Below are 20,133 nucleotides of genomic sequence, written 5' to 3'. Positions count from 1 at the left end.
ATGCGAACTGCCGTTTTTTTTAAGTCTGTTCGCGGCAGGCATTAATTTTGACGCAGCGGCAAATGAAAACGGCCGCCCAGATCGGACGACCTCTATCATTGAGGGTCTTTACTTATTTCAAACCCTGCTGCCTCTGACTAGCTGAAGCACCAGGGTGATGATCGCCAGTATAAGAAGTATGTGAACTAGGTTTCCCACGGCCGCACCGGCGAATCCAAATCCTAAAGCCCAAAGCACCAAAAGTATCAATATGATCGTCCAAAGCATGTCTTTTCTCCTTTTAATAGTATTTACCTTCGAATAAAAATAAGAACGGAAGTTTGGTGGGAACCGAATGAACGTTTTAGTAGATGTTCAGGGTGTGACCGGTTCCCGCCGGACGGGATCAGGTGATCCTGCCGCAGTGAAATCTTTCGTCAGGCCGCAGCACACCTTCGCGGAACCCGGACGTTTAACGAAGCACTTCAATTCAACCAGGCTGTTTCAGGCCCGCTTAGCTCGAAATAGCAAGTGCAGGCAGCATCCTCGACGCGTTCGCGGTCGCAGATCCTTAATCCGCCCCGTGAATAGCTGATCAGGTTGCTTTCCCTAAGTTCGAAAGCCATTCGCGATACGCTCGGCCGATTGACACCAAGGATGCGTGAGATCTGTTCGTGCGTGAGATGCATCTTCTTCTTGCCCGAACGGTCCTGGACCATCAGCAGCCAAGTGCACATTCGCTCTTTCACCGAGTGGTACATGTTACAGATCGACTTCTGCGAGATCTGCCGGATATAGTGGTCAGTGTGGCGGCCAAGTGCGAATCGAAGTTGTTCGTCCGATCGCAGCAGCCGTTCGAGCTTGGAAACGGATATCTTTTTTGCAAGTCCGCCTTGCGAGACCTGCGTGTAGTTGTGAGCGATGTGCGAACCTGCGAGTATGTTGGACAGTCCGACGGCTCCCTCGTTACCGGTGACTGCGATCTCCACCATGCGGCCATCCTCCAACATTCGAAATTCCGAAACTACTGCCGTCACCGGAAAGTAAATAACATCGAGATCATCTTCTTCCTGAAACAGGACCTGTTCCATATTTAGCTCGACCGTTACAAACGATCCCTGGATACTTCGAGCCATTTCGCCGTCGAGCGAATCGATGACCGAATTTCCTGATCGGACCGTCGGTTCCGCCTTTCGCAAAAAGCCGTCGGGCCGGAACGAGCGGCTGCCGTCGACCGATCCAAACTTTTTCGTTCGATCGTATGAATGTGAATATGCAGATCGATTAGCTGTCGTTTCTCCAAATGCCATTGTCTTTATCTCCTTTTTCGCGGGATCTAACGGTGCGAGAAGCGGTGGGAGTTGATTCTCGCTCGACCCTTGAGATCGAAGCAGCGGCTGCGGTTTCCTTTCTACTCCATCACTAGCAAAATGGCCGCATTCGCCGCTTCGATAGAATGAGTATCTATCGAAATGAAGATCGGGAAAATCGGGGAAAACGACAACTTTATTAGGGAAAATCCCTATACGGGCAGGGGAAGTATCGAGGGAGCAGATCGACACCGGAACGTTTATGATTGCGGGCCTTTCGACTCAATTATCTTGCAGCCAGTTTTGAAGAATGGCGTAGCGGACGATGTCTGTGCGGCTGGTGATGCCGAGCTTTCGCATGCTGTTGGCTTTGTGAGCCTCGACGGTCTTGACACTGAGGTCGATGCGTTCGGCGATCTCCTTGTTGCTGTAGCCGAGGGCGATCAGACGAAGGACTTCAGATTCGCGATCGGTAAGTTCACTCTTATTCTCGCCGCGAAGCGACGACGAGCGAGCCGCATAACTACCGAGAACCTTGCCCTGTAGGCTCGGGTCGACGTATGCATTGCCCGAACCGATCGTGCGGATGGCATTTATCAGCTCGTCGGGGGCGCTCTGTTTCAGGACGTAGCCATTAACACCGGCGGCAATAAGCTGGTGGAGATAGCCGTCTTCCGTATGGCGTGTGAGTGTCAGTATTTTTACATCAAGTCCGAGCGAACGAAGCCGTTTCGTAGCCTTGAGGCCGTTCATTGTCGGCATCGAAATGTCCATGACGACAAGGTCAGGCTGTAGCCGCTGAACTTCGGCGACCGCCATCTCGCCGTCACTTGCTTCGCCGACTATTTCCATATCGTCCTGTGAGTTCACGAGCAGCTTGATGCCCTCGCGAACCGTCTGGTGATCTTCGGCGATCAGTATCCTCAATTTATTATTCATTCATTGGCCGCCTTTGCTGTGCTCGCCATCGGTACACGGACAAATATAGTGGTCCCGCTGCCCGGTGCCGATTCGATCTCAACGTCGCCGCCGACGAGGGTTGCACGCTCGCGCATTCCCAAAAGTCCTAGTCCCCGGCCCGAACGGCTCGGTTTTGTCAGCGACGCCGGGTCGAATCCTTTTCCGTTATCCTCGATTATGAGGATAATGCGGTCGTCGTGTTTTTCCAAAACGACGCTGACCTGCGTTGCTCCTGCGTGCTTTGAAATATTGTTCAGAGCTTCCTGAGTTATTCGATAAAGGTGCGTTTCTGTGTCCTTGCTCGATCGGCGTTTAGGGATCTTTGCCGCTTGAAAATCAGCCGGGATATCAAAGTGGCGTGACCATTCCTTCACAAACGCCCTGACCGCGGCCGCAAATCCGAGATCGTCGAGGGCGGTCGGCCTCAGTTCCCACGCTAGGTAACTGACTTCAGAATCAAGCATTTCGGCGATCTGCTGCAGACGTGTGATCTTCGGCTCGAGCACCTCATTTCCGGCCGCTGCCTCTTTTAGCGAAGCGATCTTGAGCCTGAGCGCGGTCAACCGCTGTCCAAGCTGATCGTGCAGGTCGCGGGCAATACGGCGGCGTTCGGTCTCCTGGCCCGAGACCAAGCGTCCGAGCAGTTCGATGCGTTTCTGCTCGGCGATGGCATGTTCTTCCATTTCACGGATCAACTCGGCGTGCGTCTCGGCAAGTTCGAAAGTCCGATGTTTTACGCGGGCCTCGAGCTCGTCATAGCTCTTGCTAAGCTCCAGGGCGTGCAGTTTTCTTTCGGTCACGTCACGAAAAACAAGAACGCTTCCGACGGCCGCTCCCTTGCTGTTAAGGACCGGGGCCGCATGATCCTCGACCGGCACCTTTGTACCGTAACGTGTCGCTAGCAAGACACTGTCGGAACTCAGCGCAGTTCCCTCTCGAAGAGCTTTAAGTGACGGACTTTCGGCTTCGAAACCGGTTGCGTCATCAATGAACTGAACGACAGAGCGGAGCTGTTGTCCTCGGGCTTCGGCCTCTGTCCATCCGGTCAATCGCTCGGCCATGAGATTCAGCGAGGTGATACGGCCTTCGATATCGGTCGTAACGACGGCATCTCCAATGCTGGTCAGCGTCGCCCGCAAATGTTCGCGGCCGCTAAGTATCTCACGCTCTGAACGAACGATCGCCCGGCTGACGGATTGCCCGGTGACGATCGCGATCACAATGCAAAGAATAAAGATTATCAGCATGAACCGCTCGGCGGCTTCAACCTGCTGGTAGGCGATCTGCGTTATCGCATTGTAATTGACCAGCGCATCCGGCTGCATTTCACCCCTGATCAGCTCGATCATCGCAGTTCGGCTCGCCGCGATACTTTCCCATTCCGCGTCACTGTAAAAACGTGTGCCGCCGTTGATCACCGCCAGTCCCTTTGTCTTGTATTCCTGCCAAAGCGGGTCGATCCTTGCCGCGAGTTCACGCTGCCGTTCAGTAGATGCCAGTCTGCGGTATTCGGCGATATTGGCTTCAACATTGAGCTGCTCGCGTTCGGCCTCATTCTTATAGATCGGGGCACCGGTTTGAGCATATGTCCTGACTGCCAAGCCGAATGCAAACACATTCGCCTCGAGGCCCCTGGTCGCTGAACGAAGCGGCCGACCGACCTCAGACATTGCTCGGATCTGCTCATTGACCGAGCGGAGCGGCAACAGTACCGCCGCTTGATTCAATACCAGTAAGACGATCACGCCGCCAAATCCGAGAGTTAGTTTTGTCGCAGTGGAAAATCTCATGCTCGTCGCTGCTCATTCCCGGACCACCGAACCTCGAAAAAGGAATCGAAGCCGGGAAAAGTTTAGGCACAGATCCTTATTGCTGTATGTTACCAAAAATACACAAAATGAAGATCGTCGGTTTAAAACAGGTAAGACACGCCAAGCGTGACGCGTCTTTCTTTTACATGGTCCGATATATTCTAGAAATTCTGGCTCGGTTCGAAGCTGTAGAGGATCTGTGCGAGTTCGCCCTTGACGCCGACGTCGTCGACGCTGTGGATCTCATCGGCATATGAGGTCGCAAGCATGGTGATCTCAAAGCCGTTTCGAACGCCTGGACGCTGTGCGGGGATAAAGAGGCGGCGGCCCCAGACGAGGAGGCGTTCGCCCGTGTCGGAGGTGCCGCTGCCCTGGAACTTTATTTCGTACGCCTGCCAATCGCCGTTGACCTTGATCTCGCCCTCAGAGAGCATTTGATAGCCCGGGATCAATTTTTTGAGCGTTTCGTTGGTCTCTTTGACCAATTGCGGAAAACCGGGTGTATCCTCGGCAAATGTGCCTTTGCTCGGATAATAGCTGATGAGCATTTGTTCGCGGAGACGCCCTTCCGCCGTCGATCTTGAAACGTCGAAGAACTTGCCTCGGCCGGTCGGACTGCTGCTCGGCATGGCTCCGTTTACCGTCCAGCCTTTAGGATAATAGAGCTTGAAACCAACGAAATTGCGTATCAGGTCGCCCTTCAGATTTTGCTTGATATTGGCGTAATACTCGGTGTCAGGCGGCTGCGGGATGTTGCGTTCGAGTGGCGGAACGACGGTATCGACCGCACTTAGGGTGTCAGCGGTGATCGTGCCTGGGGCCGTCGTATTGGTTACCTGAAAATCAGGTTGAGCCGGACGATTAACGAGGTAATACCACGCACCCGCAAGCAGAACGAGCAGAGCAGCGAACAAAATGCCCGCTATTCTAAGCCAACGCGAATTTGGTTCGGCGATCGGCTCAGGCGATCGGCGTGTCCATGCAGGTCCATCTTCCTGATAGTTCGGAAAATCCGCCAATACCGCGGCCCTATCTTTCTTTGCCTCGGCTGACGGAGGTTTGACGACAGGTAGTTCTTCGGAGACCCTAATGACAGCGTCAACAACGGGAATTTCCGCAGCAGCCGGAGCTGGCTTGGTCGCGGCTGCGAAAAAAGCATCGCCGAATTCACGGGCCGTGACAAATCTCGCACGCGGATCAGCAGATAGTGCCTTTGAAAAGACCGCATCTATATCGGGCGAAAGGCCTCCGACGATGGTAGTTGCGAGCGTCGTACCCGACCGCTGCGCCGCCCGAAGTTCTTTCTCCGTCGCACCATCGAAGGGCCGTTGTCCGGTTAGCATTTCGTATGCAACGACCGCAAGGGAATAACTGTCACTGGCAACGGTCGGAATGCGGCCGTCGAGGCGTTCGGGTGACTGATATGCGAGATTTCCAGGATTCAAGTCGCCGGATGACACGCCAAAATTGGTTACCTTGACCGTTTCGATCTCCGTATCGGACGGAGCGATCGCAATATTTTCGGGATGAATGTCGCGGTGCAGAATGCGTTCATTATGCAGATCACCGACAGCGTATGCCGCCAGCTTGATCACGCGGGCAGCCCGCTCCGGCGAAAAACGGCCATGGATCTGTAAAATGTCGTCGACCGTCAGACCGTCGATATGCTCGCTGATCAAATAGATCGTACCGGTTGGATATGAGCCCGAATCAAATAATCGGGCGACATTCGGATGATTGATATGACAAAGCGAAATTCGTTCTTCAGCAAGTATGCTTTCGGTGATCTCATCGATGTCGCCTTTGTTTGAAAGAATTCGAATGACAACTCGTTTGTCGCCGACAATTCGATCCTCACCAAGATATGCAAAGCCCGAATCGTCCTCACCGATCATCTCGGTGACGAGATAACGCCCCTTTACGGTCTTTCCGACAAATGAATTCGGGTCGTCGATTTCAAATTCGTTGAAGTGCGCCGTTGATTGCCCGCGGTCTCCGAGATCTACGTGACCGGCCGGTATCTCATGCGGATCGATGCGGCGTCCAAACGGTTTTGATGAAGGAGCATCGTCGATGACAAATACGTCACTGCCCAGTTCGATCTCAGGATCCTCGTCGAAAAACATCGCTGCCGTCTGCTGATCCTTGAGGTGAAGCCGCGGCTCAGGGCGTTCGCCTTCGTTGATGACGAAGCTCGGCACATCCGTGAACGTGCGGGTGTTGTCCACCGCAGGTTTTGACAAAATACTCGAAAAAACGCCGCCGGTAGGCCGAACATTAGAGGTGTCGGGGACGAGGCGAGTGCCGTCGGTGTCGCAGAAACGCTGGAAACCGTCGGGATAATTTTGGCCGCATTTTGGGCAATGCATTTTGTCGATCACAATAATTACCTAATCACTTTTTCAATGCCGTTGGCAGGCATTTCCACAACAAAAAACGCTCAATCGCCGTCGAATTTCAGTAACTCGACAACATAAGATCCTAAGGCCGACGGACCTACTTATATTTGGCTAGCTTTCCGGCGAGTGATTCGCGGTCGGGGTCGAGAGTTTTCGCCTGTCGATAGACACGAGCTGCGGCTGATGCCTTTCCGGTCTTGGCAAATTCGTCGCCGACGGATTCGAACTGAGTAGCCAGCAGACGCTTGTCAAACGGTCCCGCAAAACGAGCAGCCTGAATAAGATAATTTTCGGCCGATTCAAGCCTGCCCTGTCGCGCATGCAATGCTGCGAGCAGACTATACGAAATAAACCCTGATGGGCTGACCTCGACGCTCTTTTTCAAATAGCGTTCGGCATCCGCAAAATTGCCCTGCGTCGTCATCGCCCGACCGAGCATTGTCAGTGCCGTCGGATTTCTAGTATCGATGGCAAGTGCCTGCTGGAGTAATTGTACCGATTCCTTATACTTGCCCTCGGACTGCATCACATCGGCGACGAGCAGTTTGGAGCCAACGTCGGTCGCACGCGCCATTGCGTCATTGTACGAGGCCGTGGATGCAGCGGTCTTGCCTTTCTTTCTCAATAATCTCGCAAGGTGAGCGTGTGCCGGAGCAAAATCAGGTTCGAGCTGGATCGAACGGCGATAAGCATTTTCGGTCTCGCTGCCGATCTCGCCGCTCAGTTCGAGGGCAACGCCAAGTTGATCCGCGGCAAGTGCACTTCGGCCATTGAGCTCGATAGCCCGCCGGGCAAGCTTTTCGGCCTCAGCGTACCGCTCGGAAAGATTCGAAGCCGCAACAGGCCTTGTCAGAATGAAGCTAAGGGCAACGATCAATTCGACATAATCAGGTTCGAGAGCGACTGCCGAACGGTATGACTTTTCGGCGTCAGACCAACGCTGCTGATCGGAGTAAAGGTTGCCGAGGCCAAGAAAAGCACGTGCATCCCGCGGTTTCAGCCTACTCGCTTTCTGATAGGCGAGTTCGGCTCCGCCGTAATTTCGTTCATCACGCTCGATATTACCGAGTTCGATCAGCTCTTCATATTGTTCATCATTTGCGGCAGAATTTGCACCGATCACGACCTTGGGCTCGTCGCCGACAATAATAACCTTGGGTTCGCTCCCAGTCTTTTTCGGCGCAATGACCGCAGGTGTTGTTTCTGTTTTGACCGCAGGTTTTTTAGCAGTGACCACCGTCGAAGGTTTTGCGGGCCGTTTCTTTACGGATACGGGCTTGCGGACAGTGGTCTTTACTTTCGGCTTGGCGGCAGATGGCTTTGGGGGAGCTTTTTTGGTCTTTGCAGGAGCGGGCTTGGAACCGCCGAAGAGCTTGTTGCTGCTGCCGAGATCTTGGCCCGATACAGCCGCAGCGAAGACGAAACTCAACATTAAAACCGTAATACTTTTTAGCGATAGGACTCTCATCTTCATTGTGTTTACCGCGATTGTTAGCCGGGCTTTACCAGCCTGAAACCAAGCGTTTTCTCTTTTGTATCGTCCGCAACGTCGATCCTAAAAGCGGACGTAATGTCGATCTTCGTCCGGTTCTCGTTGGCCGAGCCGCCGCGGATCATAATTCGACGGCCGGGCTTTTTCTTTATTTCGAGGTTGCTGCCCGGATATGCTGCTAATTCGTTGCTCGTCCACTCCCAAACGTTTCCTATAAGATCGACGACACCCCATGAATTCTTACCATCGGCCTTTGACCCGACAGCATCGGGTTCCGAATCGGCCTTCGCCATAACAGCTTTGCCGTCTTCCCACTGCGGACCCCAAGGATAAAGATCACTTTTCGCACCGTTTCGGGCTGCATATTCCCATTCGGCCTCAGTAGGAAGCCGATATATCACACTGTCACGTTTAGAACGCCACTCGGCAAACGCCGTTGCATCCGACAGATCGACGAAACTCACGGGCTTATTCTCAGTGCCCGGCACCGGGAGCCCGTTGACCCAATGTTTCGGTGCCGTTCGATTCGTCTGAGCGACAAATTGAGCGTATTCAGCATTTGTCACCTCGGTCCTATCCATTTCAAATGACGCGACCGTGATCGAATGAGCCGGCATCTGGTTCAACTCTTCGGGCCTCGTCATACTATCGCGGCCCATCTTGAATGTTCCGCCCGGAATCTGCACCATGTCCGGTTTTATAACGACCGGCGAACTGCCCGGCTTCGGCGTTGCCGAGTTTCCGGGCGTGACGGTCGATCCGCCAAACAGGCCGAGCATATACGCGGCCACACCACCCGCAATTACAACAAAGAATAGAGCGAATATTCCGCCGATTCCCAAAATCCATCCAAGCTTGGACTTTTTGGGCGGCATCGACTGGACACCGATCGTGCTTCCGGTCATCTGAAATCCGCCCGGCGGAGCGGTCTGTTGAAGCGGAATGGCCGTTTGTTGGATCGGCGGCGCAGTTTGCTGTAAATGCTGGCCCGGTGGCGGAGTATCCGGATGCAGCCTTGTCGCAGCCTCGGTATTGACGGCGATCGGCGACAGTTCTTGGAAGTTGGGTCGTGGTATCGCTCCCTGAGAAGCTGTCATTTCAGTCCGGAGCTCGGCAACGACCTCAACGGGCTTGCCGTCGCAGACGACATCGCCGAGCCAATCCTGAAATCCATCGTGACTGACACGAAGGCGGTGATTGCCGCTTTGTATGCCTTCGAGCAACAGCGAACCGTCCTCAGGCGACTGACCAACGGCGACATTATCAACAAAGACCTTTGAACGCGGCGGCCTGGTCCGCACGATAAGTGATGAGACCGGCAATGCGTGTCCAGTCTGTGCCTGTGACGTGTGAAGGCCGGGATGAACGGCATCGCGGAATTCCTCGACCATCTCTTCGACGGTGGGCGTGCGGTGTGCCGGATCTTTGACCAACGTATGCTGGAGAGCGAGTTCGATGTCGCGCGAGACCGTAACCCCAAAATCTGCAAGCGTCGGTGCCGGATCGCTAATATGCTTTTTCATGATCGCCGGTATCGACGAACCTTTGAACGGCACATCGCCAGCGAGCATCTGGAAAAGCATCACGCCGAGACTGTAGATATCGGCCCGCATGTCGGGCTCTTCGTCGGCCCATTGCTCGGGAGCCATATAATACGGCGAGCCCATCAGACCGGTCGTCTGCGCCTGGATGAACGAACCGAGCAGCTCGCCCGATTTGATCTTGGCGAGTCCGAAATCAAGGATCTTGACCGACTGAGCCAAAGTCGGCTTGTCGTTACAGATCATGATGTTGAGCGGCTTGAGATCGCGGTGAACAATTCCCTGATGATGAGCAGCTCCGACTCCGGCACAGATCGCTGAGATCAATTCGAGAGCGTATTCCGGTTTGAGCTGTTTTTCGCGGGTCAGAAGATCGTGGAGCGATTCGCCGTCCACATACTCCATCACAAGGAATGGCACGGTGCCGTTGATGACGCCGTAATCCGAAACGCCGACCACATTCTGATGACGGATCGCCGCCGCCGCCAATGCTTCTTGCCTGAATCGGGTGACGAGCTGCGGATCATTGCCGACGAGGTCCGGCAAAATGATCTTGATCGCGTGGAGTGTCTTGAGATAGGCGTGGCGGGCCTTGTAAACGACACCCATTCCGCCCTGACCGAGCCGGCATTCGAGATGATATTTGCCCTCAAGAACAGGCTCGCCCTCGATAGTATGCGCGGTCGGCATCCCATCATTAGGACAGGTAGTGACCGCGTCGGCGAAACAGTTTTTGCAGAGCTGACACTCTCTCATTTTCGGTTCTTAGATGGCAAACACACCAATTTCGCTCGCCGCATTATCTGAAAACACGCACATACGCGCGAAAATTGTAGATTAACACGATTTGATTCTAAAATCTTTGCCAATTGCAAGCAAGGAAAAATCGCACGAGCAATAAGAATCAGTCCCGAATGACGATATTCACCAGCCGCTTTGGAACGACGATCACCTTGACGATCGTTTTGCCGTCGGTGTATTCCCGTGTCTTTTCATCAGCAAGTGCCAGCGTTTCCAATTCGTCATTCGGCGTATCAGGGGCGGCCATTATCCGTGAACGCAGTTTCCCATTGATCTGGACAGGGATCTCGATCTCATCGGCCTTGGCAAGTTCCTCACTATATTCCGGGAACATTGCACCGTTTGCGAGCATACCGTTGTCGTTACCAATGATCACCGAGTAAAGTTCCTCGGCAGTATGCGGGGCAAAGTGCGTCAGCATCAGTGTGAGCGCGGTGACCGCCTCGCGGACGGCTCTTATCTCTGACCCATCAGCGTTTTCGGGTTCAACGCCAACGTCGTAGATCGCATTGCACATTTCCATCAGTGCCGCGACCGGCGTGTTGAACTGAAGCGTATCGAAACTGTCGCCGATGCGTTTGATGGTTTGATGCGTTTTTTGGCGGAGCTTTTTCGCGTTCGGAGTGTCTGCCTCGGCCGTTTCGAGCAGACTGGCAGTCTGCACTCCCTCCTGCCCACTGCCTAGTGCCAACTGCCAACGGTGCACCAGCCGCCATACACGCTGGAGAAATCTCACGGCACCTTCGATACCGGCTTCGTTCCAGACGAGTTCGTTCTCGATCGGGGCAGCGAACATAACAAACAGGCGTGCGGCGTCAGCACCGTAGATCTCGACCATTTCGTCAGGATCGACGCCGTTGCCTTTTGACTTAGACATACGCTCGATGGCGTATTTTAGCGTTTTACCGTCATTGGAAACGGCTCCGGTTATCTTACCTTTGGGGTCGCGTGTCGTCGCTACGTTATCAGGCTGATGATAGACACGTTTGCCCGTCTCGTCGTCAAAGAAAGTCTCGCCGACGACCATTCCCTGTGTGAGCAGGCGCTTTACGGGTTCGTCAAAGGTAACGAGGCCCATATCTCGCATAACTTTTGACCAAAAGCGTGCGTAGATCAGGTGCATTACGGCGTGGTCGTCGCCGCCGATATATTGATCTATAGGCATCCAATATGCGGCCGTTTTGGTGTCGAACGGCCGATCAGCGTTCGTCGGATCTGTATACCGGAAGAAATACCACGACGAATCGACGAACGTATCCATCGTGTCGGTCTCACGGGTCGCGGAACCGCCGCACTGCAGACATGTCGTTTCGTAAAACTACGGCACCTTGGCAAGCGGTGATTCGCCGGTACCGGTGATCGGTGCGTTTTCGGGCAGACGGATCGGCAGATTTTCGTACTTTTCGGGAACAACACCGCAAGTGCCGCAATATACGATCGGTATCGGCGAGCCCCAAAACCGCTGCCGCGAAATGCCCCAATCACGGAGGCGATAAGTTATTGCCCCTTCGCCGAATCCGTGTTTGACAGCGTAATCCGTCATGTCTTTCTTTGCCTGCTCGCTCGTTCGGCCGTTCCAATAATCGGAATGGACGAGCACTCCATATTCGGAAAATGCCTGTTCGAGAGCCAGCGCCTGCATCGCATGATGGGCATGCTCCATGTGCGGTTCGGAGATGACCTGACGGATCGGCAAGTCGAATTTCTTGGCAAATTCGAAATCGCGTTCGTCGTGGGCTGGCACGCTCATGACGGCTCCGGTGCCGTATTCCATCATCACGTAATTGCCAACCCAAACGGGCAATTGCTCGCCGCTGAACGGATTTATCGCTTTCAGACCGGTGTCGATTCCGTCCTTTTCAACCTCGGTCTCGCGGTCTTTTGGTTTCAGATTTTCGGCGACGATGGCGTCGATCTTCGCGATGACATCGACCGAAAATGTCCCACGATTTGCCGCAACGATCGGATGTTCAGCCGCTACGACAACAGCATTTGCTCCGTAGATCGTGTCGATCCTTGTAGTGAAGACCCGTATCGAATCAGGTGCGCCGATCGCCGTGCTTTTCAATGCTCCGGTCGCTATTCGTATCTTAAAATCGACGTACGCACCTTCGCTGCGGCCCATCCAGTCGCTCTGGCGTTTGAGAACGCTCGCGGGCCAGCCGGCCTCGATCTCGGCCATGTCGTCCAGCAACTGGTCTGTGTAGGCGGTCGTTTTGAGGAACCATTGTTCGAGGTCTTTCTTGGTCACAGGATTGCCGCAACGCCAGCAGAGTCCGCCGCTTGCCTGTTCGTTCGAAAGCGTTGCCTGGTCGGTCTCGCACCAGTTGACCTGCGTTTTTTTCTTGTACGCTAGGCCCATTTCATACATTTTGAGAAAGAACCACTGGTCAAATTTGTAATATTCGGGCGTGTGGGCATACATCTGGCGTCGCCAGTCGTAGCTCAAACCGAGCCGTTCAAGTTGGCCGCGCATTACTTTGATATTTTCTTCGGTCCATACGCGCGGATTGACACCGCGTTTGACAGCCGCGTCCTCGGCCGGCTGGCCAAACGAATCCCAACCGATCGGATGAAGCACATTAAAGCCGCGCAGACGCTTATACCAGGCCAATGCGTCACCCGCGGAATAATTGCGAACATGCCCCATGTGCAAGTTGCCCGACGGATACGGCAGCATCTCGAGCGCGTAAAATTTTGAACGCGTCGTATCGATCTCGGCGTGAAACGCACCGCTCTCGGCCCATCTTTTCTGCCACTTCTGTTCGATCTTTTTTGCGAAATATTTCTCGTCCATAGGTAAAAGTCCATTAGTTCCGGAGTCCAAAGCCCCACGTTCTAAAGGCTATTCCGGTGAATCCTAAAGTTTAGCGAATAAACACGGGTCTATCCACTTATTGTGCTGTTAAATTACTGTAAGTGTCGCCGCGTCATCAACTTGTGTTGACGAGCGGCTATGTAAGGGCGAGGTCGTTTCGACGAACTGTCATAACGTCAGTCTAAAAAATCTCGCAGAAGATGTCCACATTTTTCTTTTCTTGACGAAAAAATCGTGATATTCTTGCAGAACCTTAATATTCGAGGGAGCTACTTATTACTAAAAACTTGATGAGTAAAAATACGTTAACGCAGACGCTCGGCACTTGATGTTTTGGGTTCGACCGTCTGCCCCGAAATTTGGAGGCATTACGATGGTCAACCGCAACGAAACAAATACCGCTCGCCCTAACGACAGAAACCTAACCACCTCCAACAAGCTCGAACATTTCCCTGCTCAACGATCCAAAAATATCGACGACGTGATCTATTCACTCGCGAACCGACCCGAAAACCGCCGTGCACGTCAGGTGACGGAATGGGAACGCTTGCGGCATCAGACTTTTAGAGCGGCGGCTTGAACACAAGCTCAATTATTAGAAAGCAGTTGTCTGCTTTTGGCAGGCGGCTTTTCGTTGCTTTGAGTTTCTCTCAGAAATTTCTTCACCTTTCCCGTGTGATTTGTTTTAATAATTGAATGCAGACATCCGGAACACGCGAGGCCGAAATGAGCCTGGCCGACAGATACGAGCAAGTAAGACAGGCTACGAGGATGCTCTGCGAGCCGCTGGAGATCGAAGACCACATCCCGCAGCCGACGGTCGACGTATCGCCGCCGAAGTGGAATATCGCACATACAACATGGTTTTTTGAGGAGGTGATACTCAAAAACTTTGTAGACGGATATGAGGTTTTCGACCCGAATTTCGGCTTCTTATTTAACAGCTATTACAACTCGATCGGAGAACGGACCCGACGCGACAATCGCGGCGACCTGAGCCGTCCGACGGTTAAACATGTTTTGGAGTACCGAAAATATGTTGACGAACGAATGAGTGCTTTGTTGAAAGGTGATGTGCCGGAGGATCTTCGTGACCTCGTCGTTCTCGGCCTCAACCACGAGCAGCAGCATCAGGAGTTGTTCCTGACCGATCTTAAGTACACATTCAGCGTCAATCCTCTTTTTCCCGTGTATCGTGAAGACTTTGCGATCGAGGAATCGGCTGAGTCCGGAGCTGCAACTTTTGTGGAAATCGAGGGCGGCATTCACAAGATCGGTTTCGAGGGTGACGGATTTTGTTTTGACAACGAATTGTCACGGCACAAGGTCTATTTTGACGACCTTGCGATCTGTAACCGGCTTGTCACAAATGCTGAGTTCATTGAGTTTATCGACGCTGGTGGTTATCGCGAGCATTCTCTGTGGCACTCGGAAGGTTGGGATCGGATAAACAACAATAGTATCGGATCGCCGCTATATTGGCATCAGCGTGATGATGGCTGGCACCATTTCTCGCTAGCCGGATTGCGAAAGTTGCCGCTTGATGCTCCGGTTTGTCACATTTCTTTTTACGAAGCTGCAGCGTTTGCTGAATGGCGAGGCTGCCGATTACCGACCGAGTTCGAATGGGAGATCGCGAGCAGCAAATTTGACTGGGGCAGGCGTTGGGAGTGGACAAATTCAGCCTATCTGCCATATCCCGGCTTTTCGAAAGCGGCCGGAGCAGTCGGCGAATACAACGGTAAATTTATGATCAACCAGATGGTGCTCAGAGGCGGATCTGTCGCGACACCAGAGGGCCACAGCCGTCCAACCTATCGCAATTTTTTTCATCCGCATCTTAGGTGGCAGTTTACAGGAATCCGGCTCGTCAAGTCAGAACCACCTGCGTAAGCGGGCGGCGTGTACTAGAGGTTCCGACGCCGTTTAATGATAAGCTTCCGGACCGCCCGCTTACGCAGGCGGTTCTGACAAATATGCAAAGTTCGACAACACCAGAACTCTCACAATTTGCCGAAGACGTCCGTCGCGGCCTCTCCTCGACGCCGAAGGAGCTTTCGTCCAAGTATTTTTACGACGACGAAGGCTCGCGGCTGTTTCAGGAGATAATGAAGCTACCTGAATACTATCTGACAGGCTGTGAGAAAGAGATATTTGAGGTTCAGACGGCGGAGATCTTTCGGGCGTTTGCGAACGGAAATAATGCGTTTGACCTGATCGAGCTCGGTGCGGGAGATGGAACAAAGACAGCGGTATTGGTCGAGCATTTCTTAAAACAGAATGTTGATGTTTCGTACGCTCCGATCGATATTTCGCAGGAAGCTCTCGACGCTTTGACTGAGAAATTCAACCGTGAATTCTCCGCACTCAAGATGAACGCCATGAAGGGCGATTATTTTAAGATCCTCGAATCACTCAAGGACGATTCGGGTCGTCGGAAGATATTGCTGTTCTTAGGTTCGAATATCGGTAATTTCAGCCGCGAGCAGGCGGTTGGATTTTTCCGCTCACTCTGTGCGGTGATGAATGACGACGATCTGCTTTTTATTGGCTTTGACTTGCAAAAAGATCCTCATGTGATCGCCGCTGCCTATGACGACGCGGCCGGTGTCACGGCGAAATTCAACCTGAATCTCCTGACCCGCATCAATCGCGAACTCGGCGGCGATTTTGACCTCGAGAAATTTACGCATTACGCGAATTACCGCCCGATCGAGGGCTCGGCACGCTCATTTCTTGTTAGCCGCGAAAAGCAGACCGTAAATATTAAGTCGCTTGGCCGAGCATTCGAATTTGACGCATGGGAAGCCGTTTTTATGGAGATATCGCAGAAGTACAGTCCGGCAATGATCGAAGAATTGGCCGACGAGAGCGGGTTTGAGATCAAACAGAATTTCCGGGACAGCCGGAATTATTACTGCGATTCGCTTTGGCATCCTACCAAATGAATATCAACATCCTTCGCTACGACACGCTCGGATCGACCAATACCGAGGCGGCGAGCCAAATCCGGCAGGGAGCGGCTGAGGGATTGTGTGTTATCGCAGGCAGGCAGACCGCAGGGCGAGGCAGGCAAGGCCGCGAATGGGTTTCGAGCGAAGGTGCCGGTCTGTACTTCAGTATTGTTCTTCGGCCGCGGATCGAAATGCGATTTTTCCCGCTGGTCACTTTGATGGCCGGCGTCGCGGTTCATGACACGCTCATGGAATTTGGCCTCAAACCTGACATCAAATGGGTAAATGACATCCTGATCGGCGATGACAAGATCAGCGGTATTCTCGCCGAGACGGTCGACACACCGGCCGGCACCGCCGTGATCGTCGGTATCGGGATCAACCTCACGAGTTCAAGTTTTCCGGAAGAACTGGCTGCAACTGCGACATCGCTCGAGTTGGAAACCGGAAATTCCGTTACAGCTGATGAAGTAGCGGAACGATTGACCCATCATCTTTCGTATTTTTACGACATTTTGAATGATGAAAATGGCTCTGGGGAGATCGTGCATCATTGGCGGCAGCGTTCGACCTACTTCAGCGGCAAGAGGGTCCGCGTCACGCTGGAAGGCTCGACATTCGAAGGCACAACTGACGGCCTTGAAGAAAACGGTGCACTGAGAGTGAAGACAACTGACGGTTCAGTTACAATCGTCCAAGCCGGAGATGTAGAAAGGCTAAGAGGAGTTTAGCCGCCGATGCCATCGAAAACAGATAGGAATTTCTGTCTTTTTGATCCGTGCAATCGGTGGCCGCAGAGATCTTGAAACGTAGACTTTCCGAAATTCATCCATTGTTGTATCGCGGCCGCATCTGGCAGAAGCGTTTTTTTCGGCGTGTGGCCGATCTGCCGCGTGTCGGACGTTTTGCGGCCGAGATCGGCGGCGAGACGCTGCCGTTCACTTGTAAAAAGCACCAGTCATTATTGCGCCGTAAGCTCGGCAATTCTGACCCGCAATTACAGGAGAACAAGGTCGAAAATCTGAAGATCGCTTGTCCGACGATCGACGGTATCTTGATCAAGCCTAGACAGACGTTCTCATTTTGGCGGCAATTGGGTGAGGCGACAGGAGAGAAAGGATATTGTGAGGGAATGCAGTTATCGCGTGGTGAGGTGGTTCGCGGCATCGGCGGCGGGCTGTGTCAGCTTGCAAATCTGTTGTATTGGATGGCGTTGCATACGCCGCTTGAGATCGCCGAGCGGCATCATCACAGCTTTGATCCGTTTCCGGACGAAAACCGCGTGCTTCCGTTTGGCTCGGGAGCCGGCGTATTTTACAACTACATCGATCTTAGGTTTTACAACCCGACAGAACTGACGTTTCAGATCAAGCTTTGGTTGACCGGCGATCATCTCAAGGGAGCGATCTATGCGAGCAGCGAGCCTCAATACGCATATCACGTGTTTGAAAAAAATCACCGCTTCATACACGAAGACGGCAAGAACTACCGCGAAAACGAAATCTGGCGAGAACTGGTCGACCGTCGGACCGGGAACCGTGTCGCCGAGGAGATGCTTGTCAAAAACCACGCTGAGGTAAAGTACGAATTGAATTTTTCGGCGGCAGCGTGTAGTTTGTAGTAACGCATTATGAGCAACGAATTTGATTACGAAGCCGATTTTGATTTTGACGACGAATTCGACGAAGACCTCGCCGAGTTTGACGAGTTTGACGACGAACTCGACAACGTCAACGTCCGTACGGCCGTCATGCAAAAGGACAATATGATCGCGCTTCTGTGCATCAAGACCGCAACCGTCGGTGCCGCCATCTGCCGCGTCGATCCTCGCGAAGACCGGCCGGCCGTCCAGATCTACGACGACGCGAATGCAGCCGTCGAATGGTTTACCAAGAGCCTGCGGACCAGCCGAAAGAACGGTTGGAATGTCGTTTATGACGGATTGCCCCTGCAGGGCTAAGGCCAATCAGTAGTTGATAGTGGAGGATTTGAGATGGGTCTTGATTCGCCATTTTCAATGTTTCATTATCAGGTATGTTGTTAGCTGTCGACATCGGAAATACCAATATCAAGTTCGGCGTCTATGACGGCGAAAGTCTCCTTGCCAAATTATCTGTTCCGACAATCCGTGATATCTCGGCGGCCGGCCTCGCAAAGGTAATAGGGAGCCGCGTCACGCACGATATCTCGGCTGCGATCGTTAGCTCAGTCGTACCCGAGGTCGATGCTGCAATGCGTGAATTTATAAATTCCACATTTAACATTGCACCGGTATTTGTGGCGAATGACAGCGATCTGGGGTTGACGATCAAGTACGAACCGCTCGCGGACGCGGGTAGCGATCGTCTGGTAAATACATTTTCGGCGGTCCAAAAATACGGTGCTCCGTGCATCGTTTGCAGTTTTGGAACGGCCCTTACGGTCGATTATGTCAATAAATACAATGTGCTGATAGGGGGATTGATCGCTCCGGGAATGAACACGCTTGCAACTGCGCTAAAGATCACAACATCGAAACTGCCTGAGGTCGCGATCGAAAAACCGGACGTTGTTATTCAAAATACGACTATTGGTTCGATACAGTCGGGAATAGTCTATGGCTACTTTGGTCTGGTCGAGTCGCTCTTAACTAAGGTCAAGAAAGAAATGGGCGACGACGCTCAGGTCATCGCCACCGGCGGATTTGCCGCTTTGATCGCTGAAAATACGACTCAGATCAGCGCTGTTGATGAAAACCTGCTGCTCGACGGTCTGCAGCGTTTGCATGCTCGGCTTATGGCCACGTAAATCCTTTTAGGGCATTGCCATAAAAGGCGTCCGTCTTCCACGTCGCTGAACTCCATTTATCTTTATCACCCATGATCTTCACCGGAATAAAGACCTTTGTGTCGTTGAAACCGCTATTCTTAGCGACACCGTTATCGGCAAACATGCCGCCGGAAACGGTAAATGACGCTTCGCGTATTTGAATGCCCTTATGAAACACCCTGACGGTATATTCGCCGTCAGATTCGTTCATAAACCGCGCTTGTTTGAACATGTTTCGGCCCTGCGGTGTCGCGGCGTATTTGAATTTGTACCACTCAAAATTGAACAGTTCCCATCGATGCGTCTCTTTGTTCTCGAGACTGTTTGGATAGCGCGCCTCCTTCGAACTGACGGCTCCCATATCATCGGTCGTGAGAATCTGTGTGCCATTATAGAATAATCGAGCTTCGAGATCGTCGAGCCGCGTTTCGCCTTTTAGCCACATGCTGACGGTCGGCGGCGGTGCGTTCTTGTCCTTCCAGTCGAGCCAAACATAGCCAACAGGCAGGTTCCAGTCCTGATCGACGAAGAAATCATTCTGGTTCTTGAACATCGGGATGTTCGGGCCGTATTTAAATTTTCCGACCTTGAATTTCCCCTGAAACAGCACGCTGCCATCCTTGGAATCGACGATTTTGACGCCAAAAAGGCCGGTCGCGATAGTCGATTTGCCCTCAAAACGCGGGCCGACACGGTCGGTGATCATCTCCATCGTCTTCTCGACCGAATCCGCTTTGTTGAGTTTGAGCGTTTCGCTGAACCACGGTTTGCCGTCGGGCGTCGAGTATTCGGCCATCAAACGCAGTTTCTCAGCTCCGGTATATACGACCCTGAATTTGACCATCGGGATCCAGCTCGTATAGCTCGATTCGCCTGGCATCTTCCAATAACGTGCCTCGGTATCACAGCGTATATCGAGCGTTGTCGCAAGCAGCAGAGGTTTTTCGCTTCCTTGCGGTGTTTGGGCCGTTCCCATCGAACCGTTACTTCCATGATTGATCGGCGGTTGCGGAGCGTTTGTGGGCGACGCTCTAGGCGTAGGTGACGGTTTGGGGCCGATGGTCGGGAGTTTGAATATCTGGGCTGATGCACTCGCGCAGGCTACTGCGATAACGAAGAATACTCCGGCGTAGATCTTTTTCATGTGTGTTTTCTTCCTCGATCGTGGAATTTGGGTACAGCTTTACACGAGATAGACGCTGAGGTTATCAGTTCGGTCGCAGTTTTTTTTATTTAATTGGAAACCCGTCTCGGAGGAGC

The 20,133-nt window shown here is 52.8% G+C and carries 17 protein-coding genes; 7 read left to right on the top strand and 10 right to left on the bottom strand.

The window, feature by feature from the left end; all coding sequences use genetic code 11:
- Positions 1 to 117: 117 nt before the first annotated feature.
- From IPK01_08855 to IPK01_08815, 9 genes are all read right to left on the bottom strand, one after another.
- Positions 118 to 267, bottom strand: a complete 150-nt coding sequence (locus IPK01_08855; GenBank protein ID MBK7933594.1) for a lmo0937 family membrane protein — start codon at positions 265 to 267, stop codon at positions 118 to 120.
- A gap of 197 nt (positions 268 to 464) precedes the next feature.
- Entirely contained in the window at positions 465 to 1,289 is an 825-nt protein-coding gene (locus IPK01_08850) for a Crp/Fnr family transcriptional regulator (protein MBK7933593.1), read from the bottom strand.
- Between the two features lie 282 nt (positions 1,290 to 1,571).
- Positions 1,572 to 2,228: a response regulator transcription factor gene (locus IPK01_08845; protein ID MBK7933592.1), complete on the bottom strand. Its 657-nt coding sequence runs from the start codon at positions 2,226 to 2,228 to the stop codon at positions 1,572 to 1,574.
- A complete protein-coding gene (locus tag IPK01_08840; GenBank protein MBK7933591.1) occupies positions 2,225 to 4,039 on the bottom strand; it encodes a PAS domain S-box protein in 1,815 nt (604 codons plus the stop codon). The genes IPK01_08845 and IPK01_08840 overlap by 4 nt, the downstream gene beginning before the upstream one ends.
- Positions 4,040 to 4,221: 182 nt before the next feature.
- Positions 4,222 to 6,441, bottom strand: coding sequence for a protein kinase (locus IPK01_08835; GenBank protein MBK7933590.1), 2,220 nt, complete (start codon positions 6,439 to 6,441; stop codon positions 4,222 to 4,224).
- Between the two features lie 115 nt (positions 6,442 to 6,556).
- On the bottom strand, positions 6,557 to 7,891 hold the full coding sequence (locus IPK01_08830) for a tetratricopeptide repeat protein (GenBank protein MBK7933589.1): 1,335 nt from the start codon (positions 7,889 to 7,891) through the stop codon (positions 6,557 to 6,559).
- Positions 7,892 to 7,950: 59 nt separating this feature from the next.
- A complete protein-coding gene (locus tag IPK01_08825; GenBank protein ID MBK7933588.1) occupies positions 7,951 to 10,248 on the bottom strand; it encodes an SUMF1/EgtB/PvdO family nonheme iron enzyme in 2,298 nt (765 codons plus the stop codon).
- Between the two features lie 148 nt (positions 10,249 to 10,396).
- Positions 10,397 to 11,554, bottom strand: coding sequence for a class I tRNA ligase family protein (locus tag IPK01_08820; GenBank protein MBK7933587.1), 1,158 nt, complete (start codon positions 11,552 to 11,554; stop codon positions 10,397 to 10,399).
- A gap of 57 nt (positions 11,555 to 11,611) precedes the next feature.
- Entirely contained in the window at positions 11,612 to 13,090 is a 1,479-nt protein-coding gene (locus tag IPK01_08815; GenBank protein MBK7933586.1) for a leucine--tRNA ligase, read from the bottom strand.
- A 349-nt stretch (positions 13,091 to 13,439) separates the two neighbouring features.
- Here IPK01_08815 and IPK01_08810 point away from each other — a divergent pair, with 349 nt between their 5' ends.
- The 7 genes from IPK01_08810 (at position 13,440) to IPK01_08780 (ending at position 18,852) form a co-directional block, all read left to right on the top strand.
- On the top strand, positions 13,440 to 13,691 hold the full coding sequence (locus IPK01_08810; GenBank protein ID MBK7933585.1) for a hypothetical protein: 252 nt from the start codon (positions 13,440 to 13,442) through the stop codon (positions 13,689 to 13,691).
- Between the two features lie 146 nt (positions 13,692 to 13,837).
- A complete protein-coding gene (locus IPK01_08805) occupies positions 13,838 to 15,004 on the top strand; it encodes an ergothioneine biosynthesis protein EgtB (protein ID MBK7933584.1) in 1,167 nt (388 codons plus the stop codon).
- 83 nt (positions 15,005 to 15,087) lie between these two features.
- Positions 15,088 to 16,059: an L-histidine N(alpha)-methyltransferase gene (gene egtD, locus IPK01_08800; GenBank protein ID MBK7933583.1), complete on the top strand. Its 972-nt coding sequence runs from the start codon at positions 15,088 to 15,090 to the stop codon at positions 16,057 to 16,059.
- On the top strand, positions 16,056 to 16,796 hold the full coding sequence (locus IPK01_08795) for a biotin--[acetyl-CoA-carboxylase] ligase (GenBank protein ID MBK7933582.1): 741 nt from the start codon (positions 16,056 to 16,058) through the stop codon (positions 16,794 to 16,796). Before egtD ends, IPK01_08795 begins: the two co-directional genes overlap by 4 nt.
- Before the next feature lie 68 nt (positions 16,797 to 16,864).
- Positions 16,865 to 17,686, top strand: coding sequence for a VanW family protein (locus IPK01_08790; GenBank protein ID MBK7933581.1), 822 nt, complete (start codon positions 16,865 to 16,867; stop codon positions 17,684 to 17,686).
- Between the two features lie 9 nt (positions 17,687 to 17,695).
- Complete coding sequence (locus IPK01_08785; protein ID MBK7933580.1) at positions 17,696 to 18,025, top strand: hypothetical protein; 330 nt, start codon at positions 17,696 to 17,698, stop codon at positions 18,023 to 18,025.
- Positions 18,026 to 18,099: 74 nt separating this feature from the next.
- Entirely contained in the window at positions 18,100 to 18,852 is a 753-nt protein-coding gene (locus IPK01_08780; protein MBK7933579.1) for a type III pantothenate kinase, read from the top strand.
- Here the strand turns inward: IPK01_08780 and IPK01_08775 are convergent.
- A complete protein-coding gene (locus IPK01_08775) occupies positions 18,839 to 20,017 on the bottom strand; it encodes a hypothetical protein (GenBank protein MBK7933578.1) in 1,179 nt (392 codons plus the stop codon). The genes IPK01_08780 and IPK01_08775 overlap by 14 nt on opposite strands.
- Between the last annotated feature and the right edge of the window lie 116 nt (positions 20,018 to 20,133).

The organism is Acidobacteriota bacterium (assembly GCA_016713675.1).
Classification (GTDB): Bacteria; Acidobacteriota; Blastocatellia; order Pyrinomonadales; family Pyrinomonadaceae; genus OLB17.
The sequence above is the reverse complement of the archived record's forward strand: the minus strand, read 5'-3'. Positions and strand labels throughout refer to the sequence as shown.

Bases quoted from the DNA above. Each gene is read 5' to 3' on its own strand.
- IPK01_08855 (MBK7933594.1), bottom strand. From the start codon at position 267: ATGCTTTGGACGATCATATTGATACTTTTGGTGCTTTGGGCTTTAGGA.
- IPK01_08850 (MBK7933593.1), bottom strand. From the start codon at position 1,289: ATGGCATTTGGAGAAACGACAGCTAATCGATCTGCATATTCACATTCA.
- IPK01_08845 (MBK7933592.1), bottom strand. From the start codon at position 2,228: ATGAATAATAAATTGAGGATACTGATCGCCGAAGATCACCAGACGGTT.
- IPK01_08840 (MBK7933591.1), bottom strand. From the start codon at position 4,039: ATGAGATTTTCCACTGCGACAAAACTAACTCTCGGATTTGGCGGCGTG.
- IPK01_08830 (MBK7933589.1), bottom strand. From the start codon at position 7,891: ATGTTGAGTTTCGTCTTCGCTGCGGCTGTATCGGGCCAAGATCTCGGC.
- IPK01_08825 (MBK7933588.1), bottom strand. From the start codon at position 10,248: ATGAGAGAGTGTCAGCTCTGCAAAAACTGTTTCGCCGACGCGGTCACT.
- IPK01_08820 (MBK7933587.1), bottom strand. From the start codon at position 11,554: ATGGATACGTTCGTCGATTCGTCGTGGTATTTCTTCCGGTATACAGAT.
- IPK01_08815 (MBK7933586.1), bottom strand. From the start codon at position 13,090: ATGGACGAGAAATATTTCGCAAAAAAGATCGAACAGAAGTGGCAGAAA.
- IPK01_08810 (MBK7933585.1), top strand. From the start codon at position 13,440: ATGTTTTGGGTTCGACCGTCTGCCCCGAAATTTGGAGGCATTACGATG.
- IPK01_08805 (MBK7933584.1), top strand. From the start codon at position 13,838: ATGAGCCTGGCCGACAGATACGAGCAAGTAAGACAGGCTACGAGGATG.
- egtD (MBK7933583.1), top strand. From the start codon at position 15,088: ATGCAAAGTTCGACAACACCAGAACTCTCACAATTTGCCGAAGACGTC.
- IPK01_08795 (MBK7933582.1), top strand. From the start codon at position 16,056: ATGAATATCAACATCCTTCGCTACGACACGCTCGGATCGACCAATACC.
- IPK01_08785 (MBK7933580.1), top strand. From the start codon at position 17,696: ATGAGCAACGAATTTGATTACGAAGCCGATTTTGATTTTGACGACGAA.
- IPK01_08780 (MBK7933579.1), top strand. From the start codon at position 18,100: ATGTTGTTAGCTGTCGACATCGGAAATACCAATATCAAGTTCGGCGTC.
- IPK01_08775 (MBK7933578.1), bottom strand. From the start codon at position 20,017: ATGAAAAAGATCTACGCCGGAGTATTCTTCGTTATCGCAGTAGCCTGC.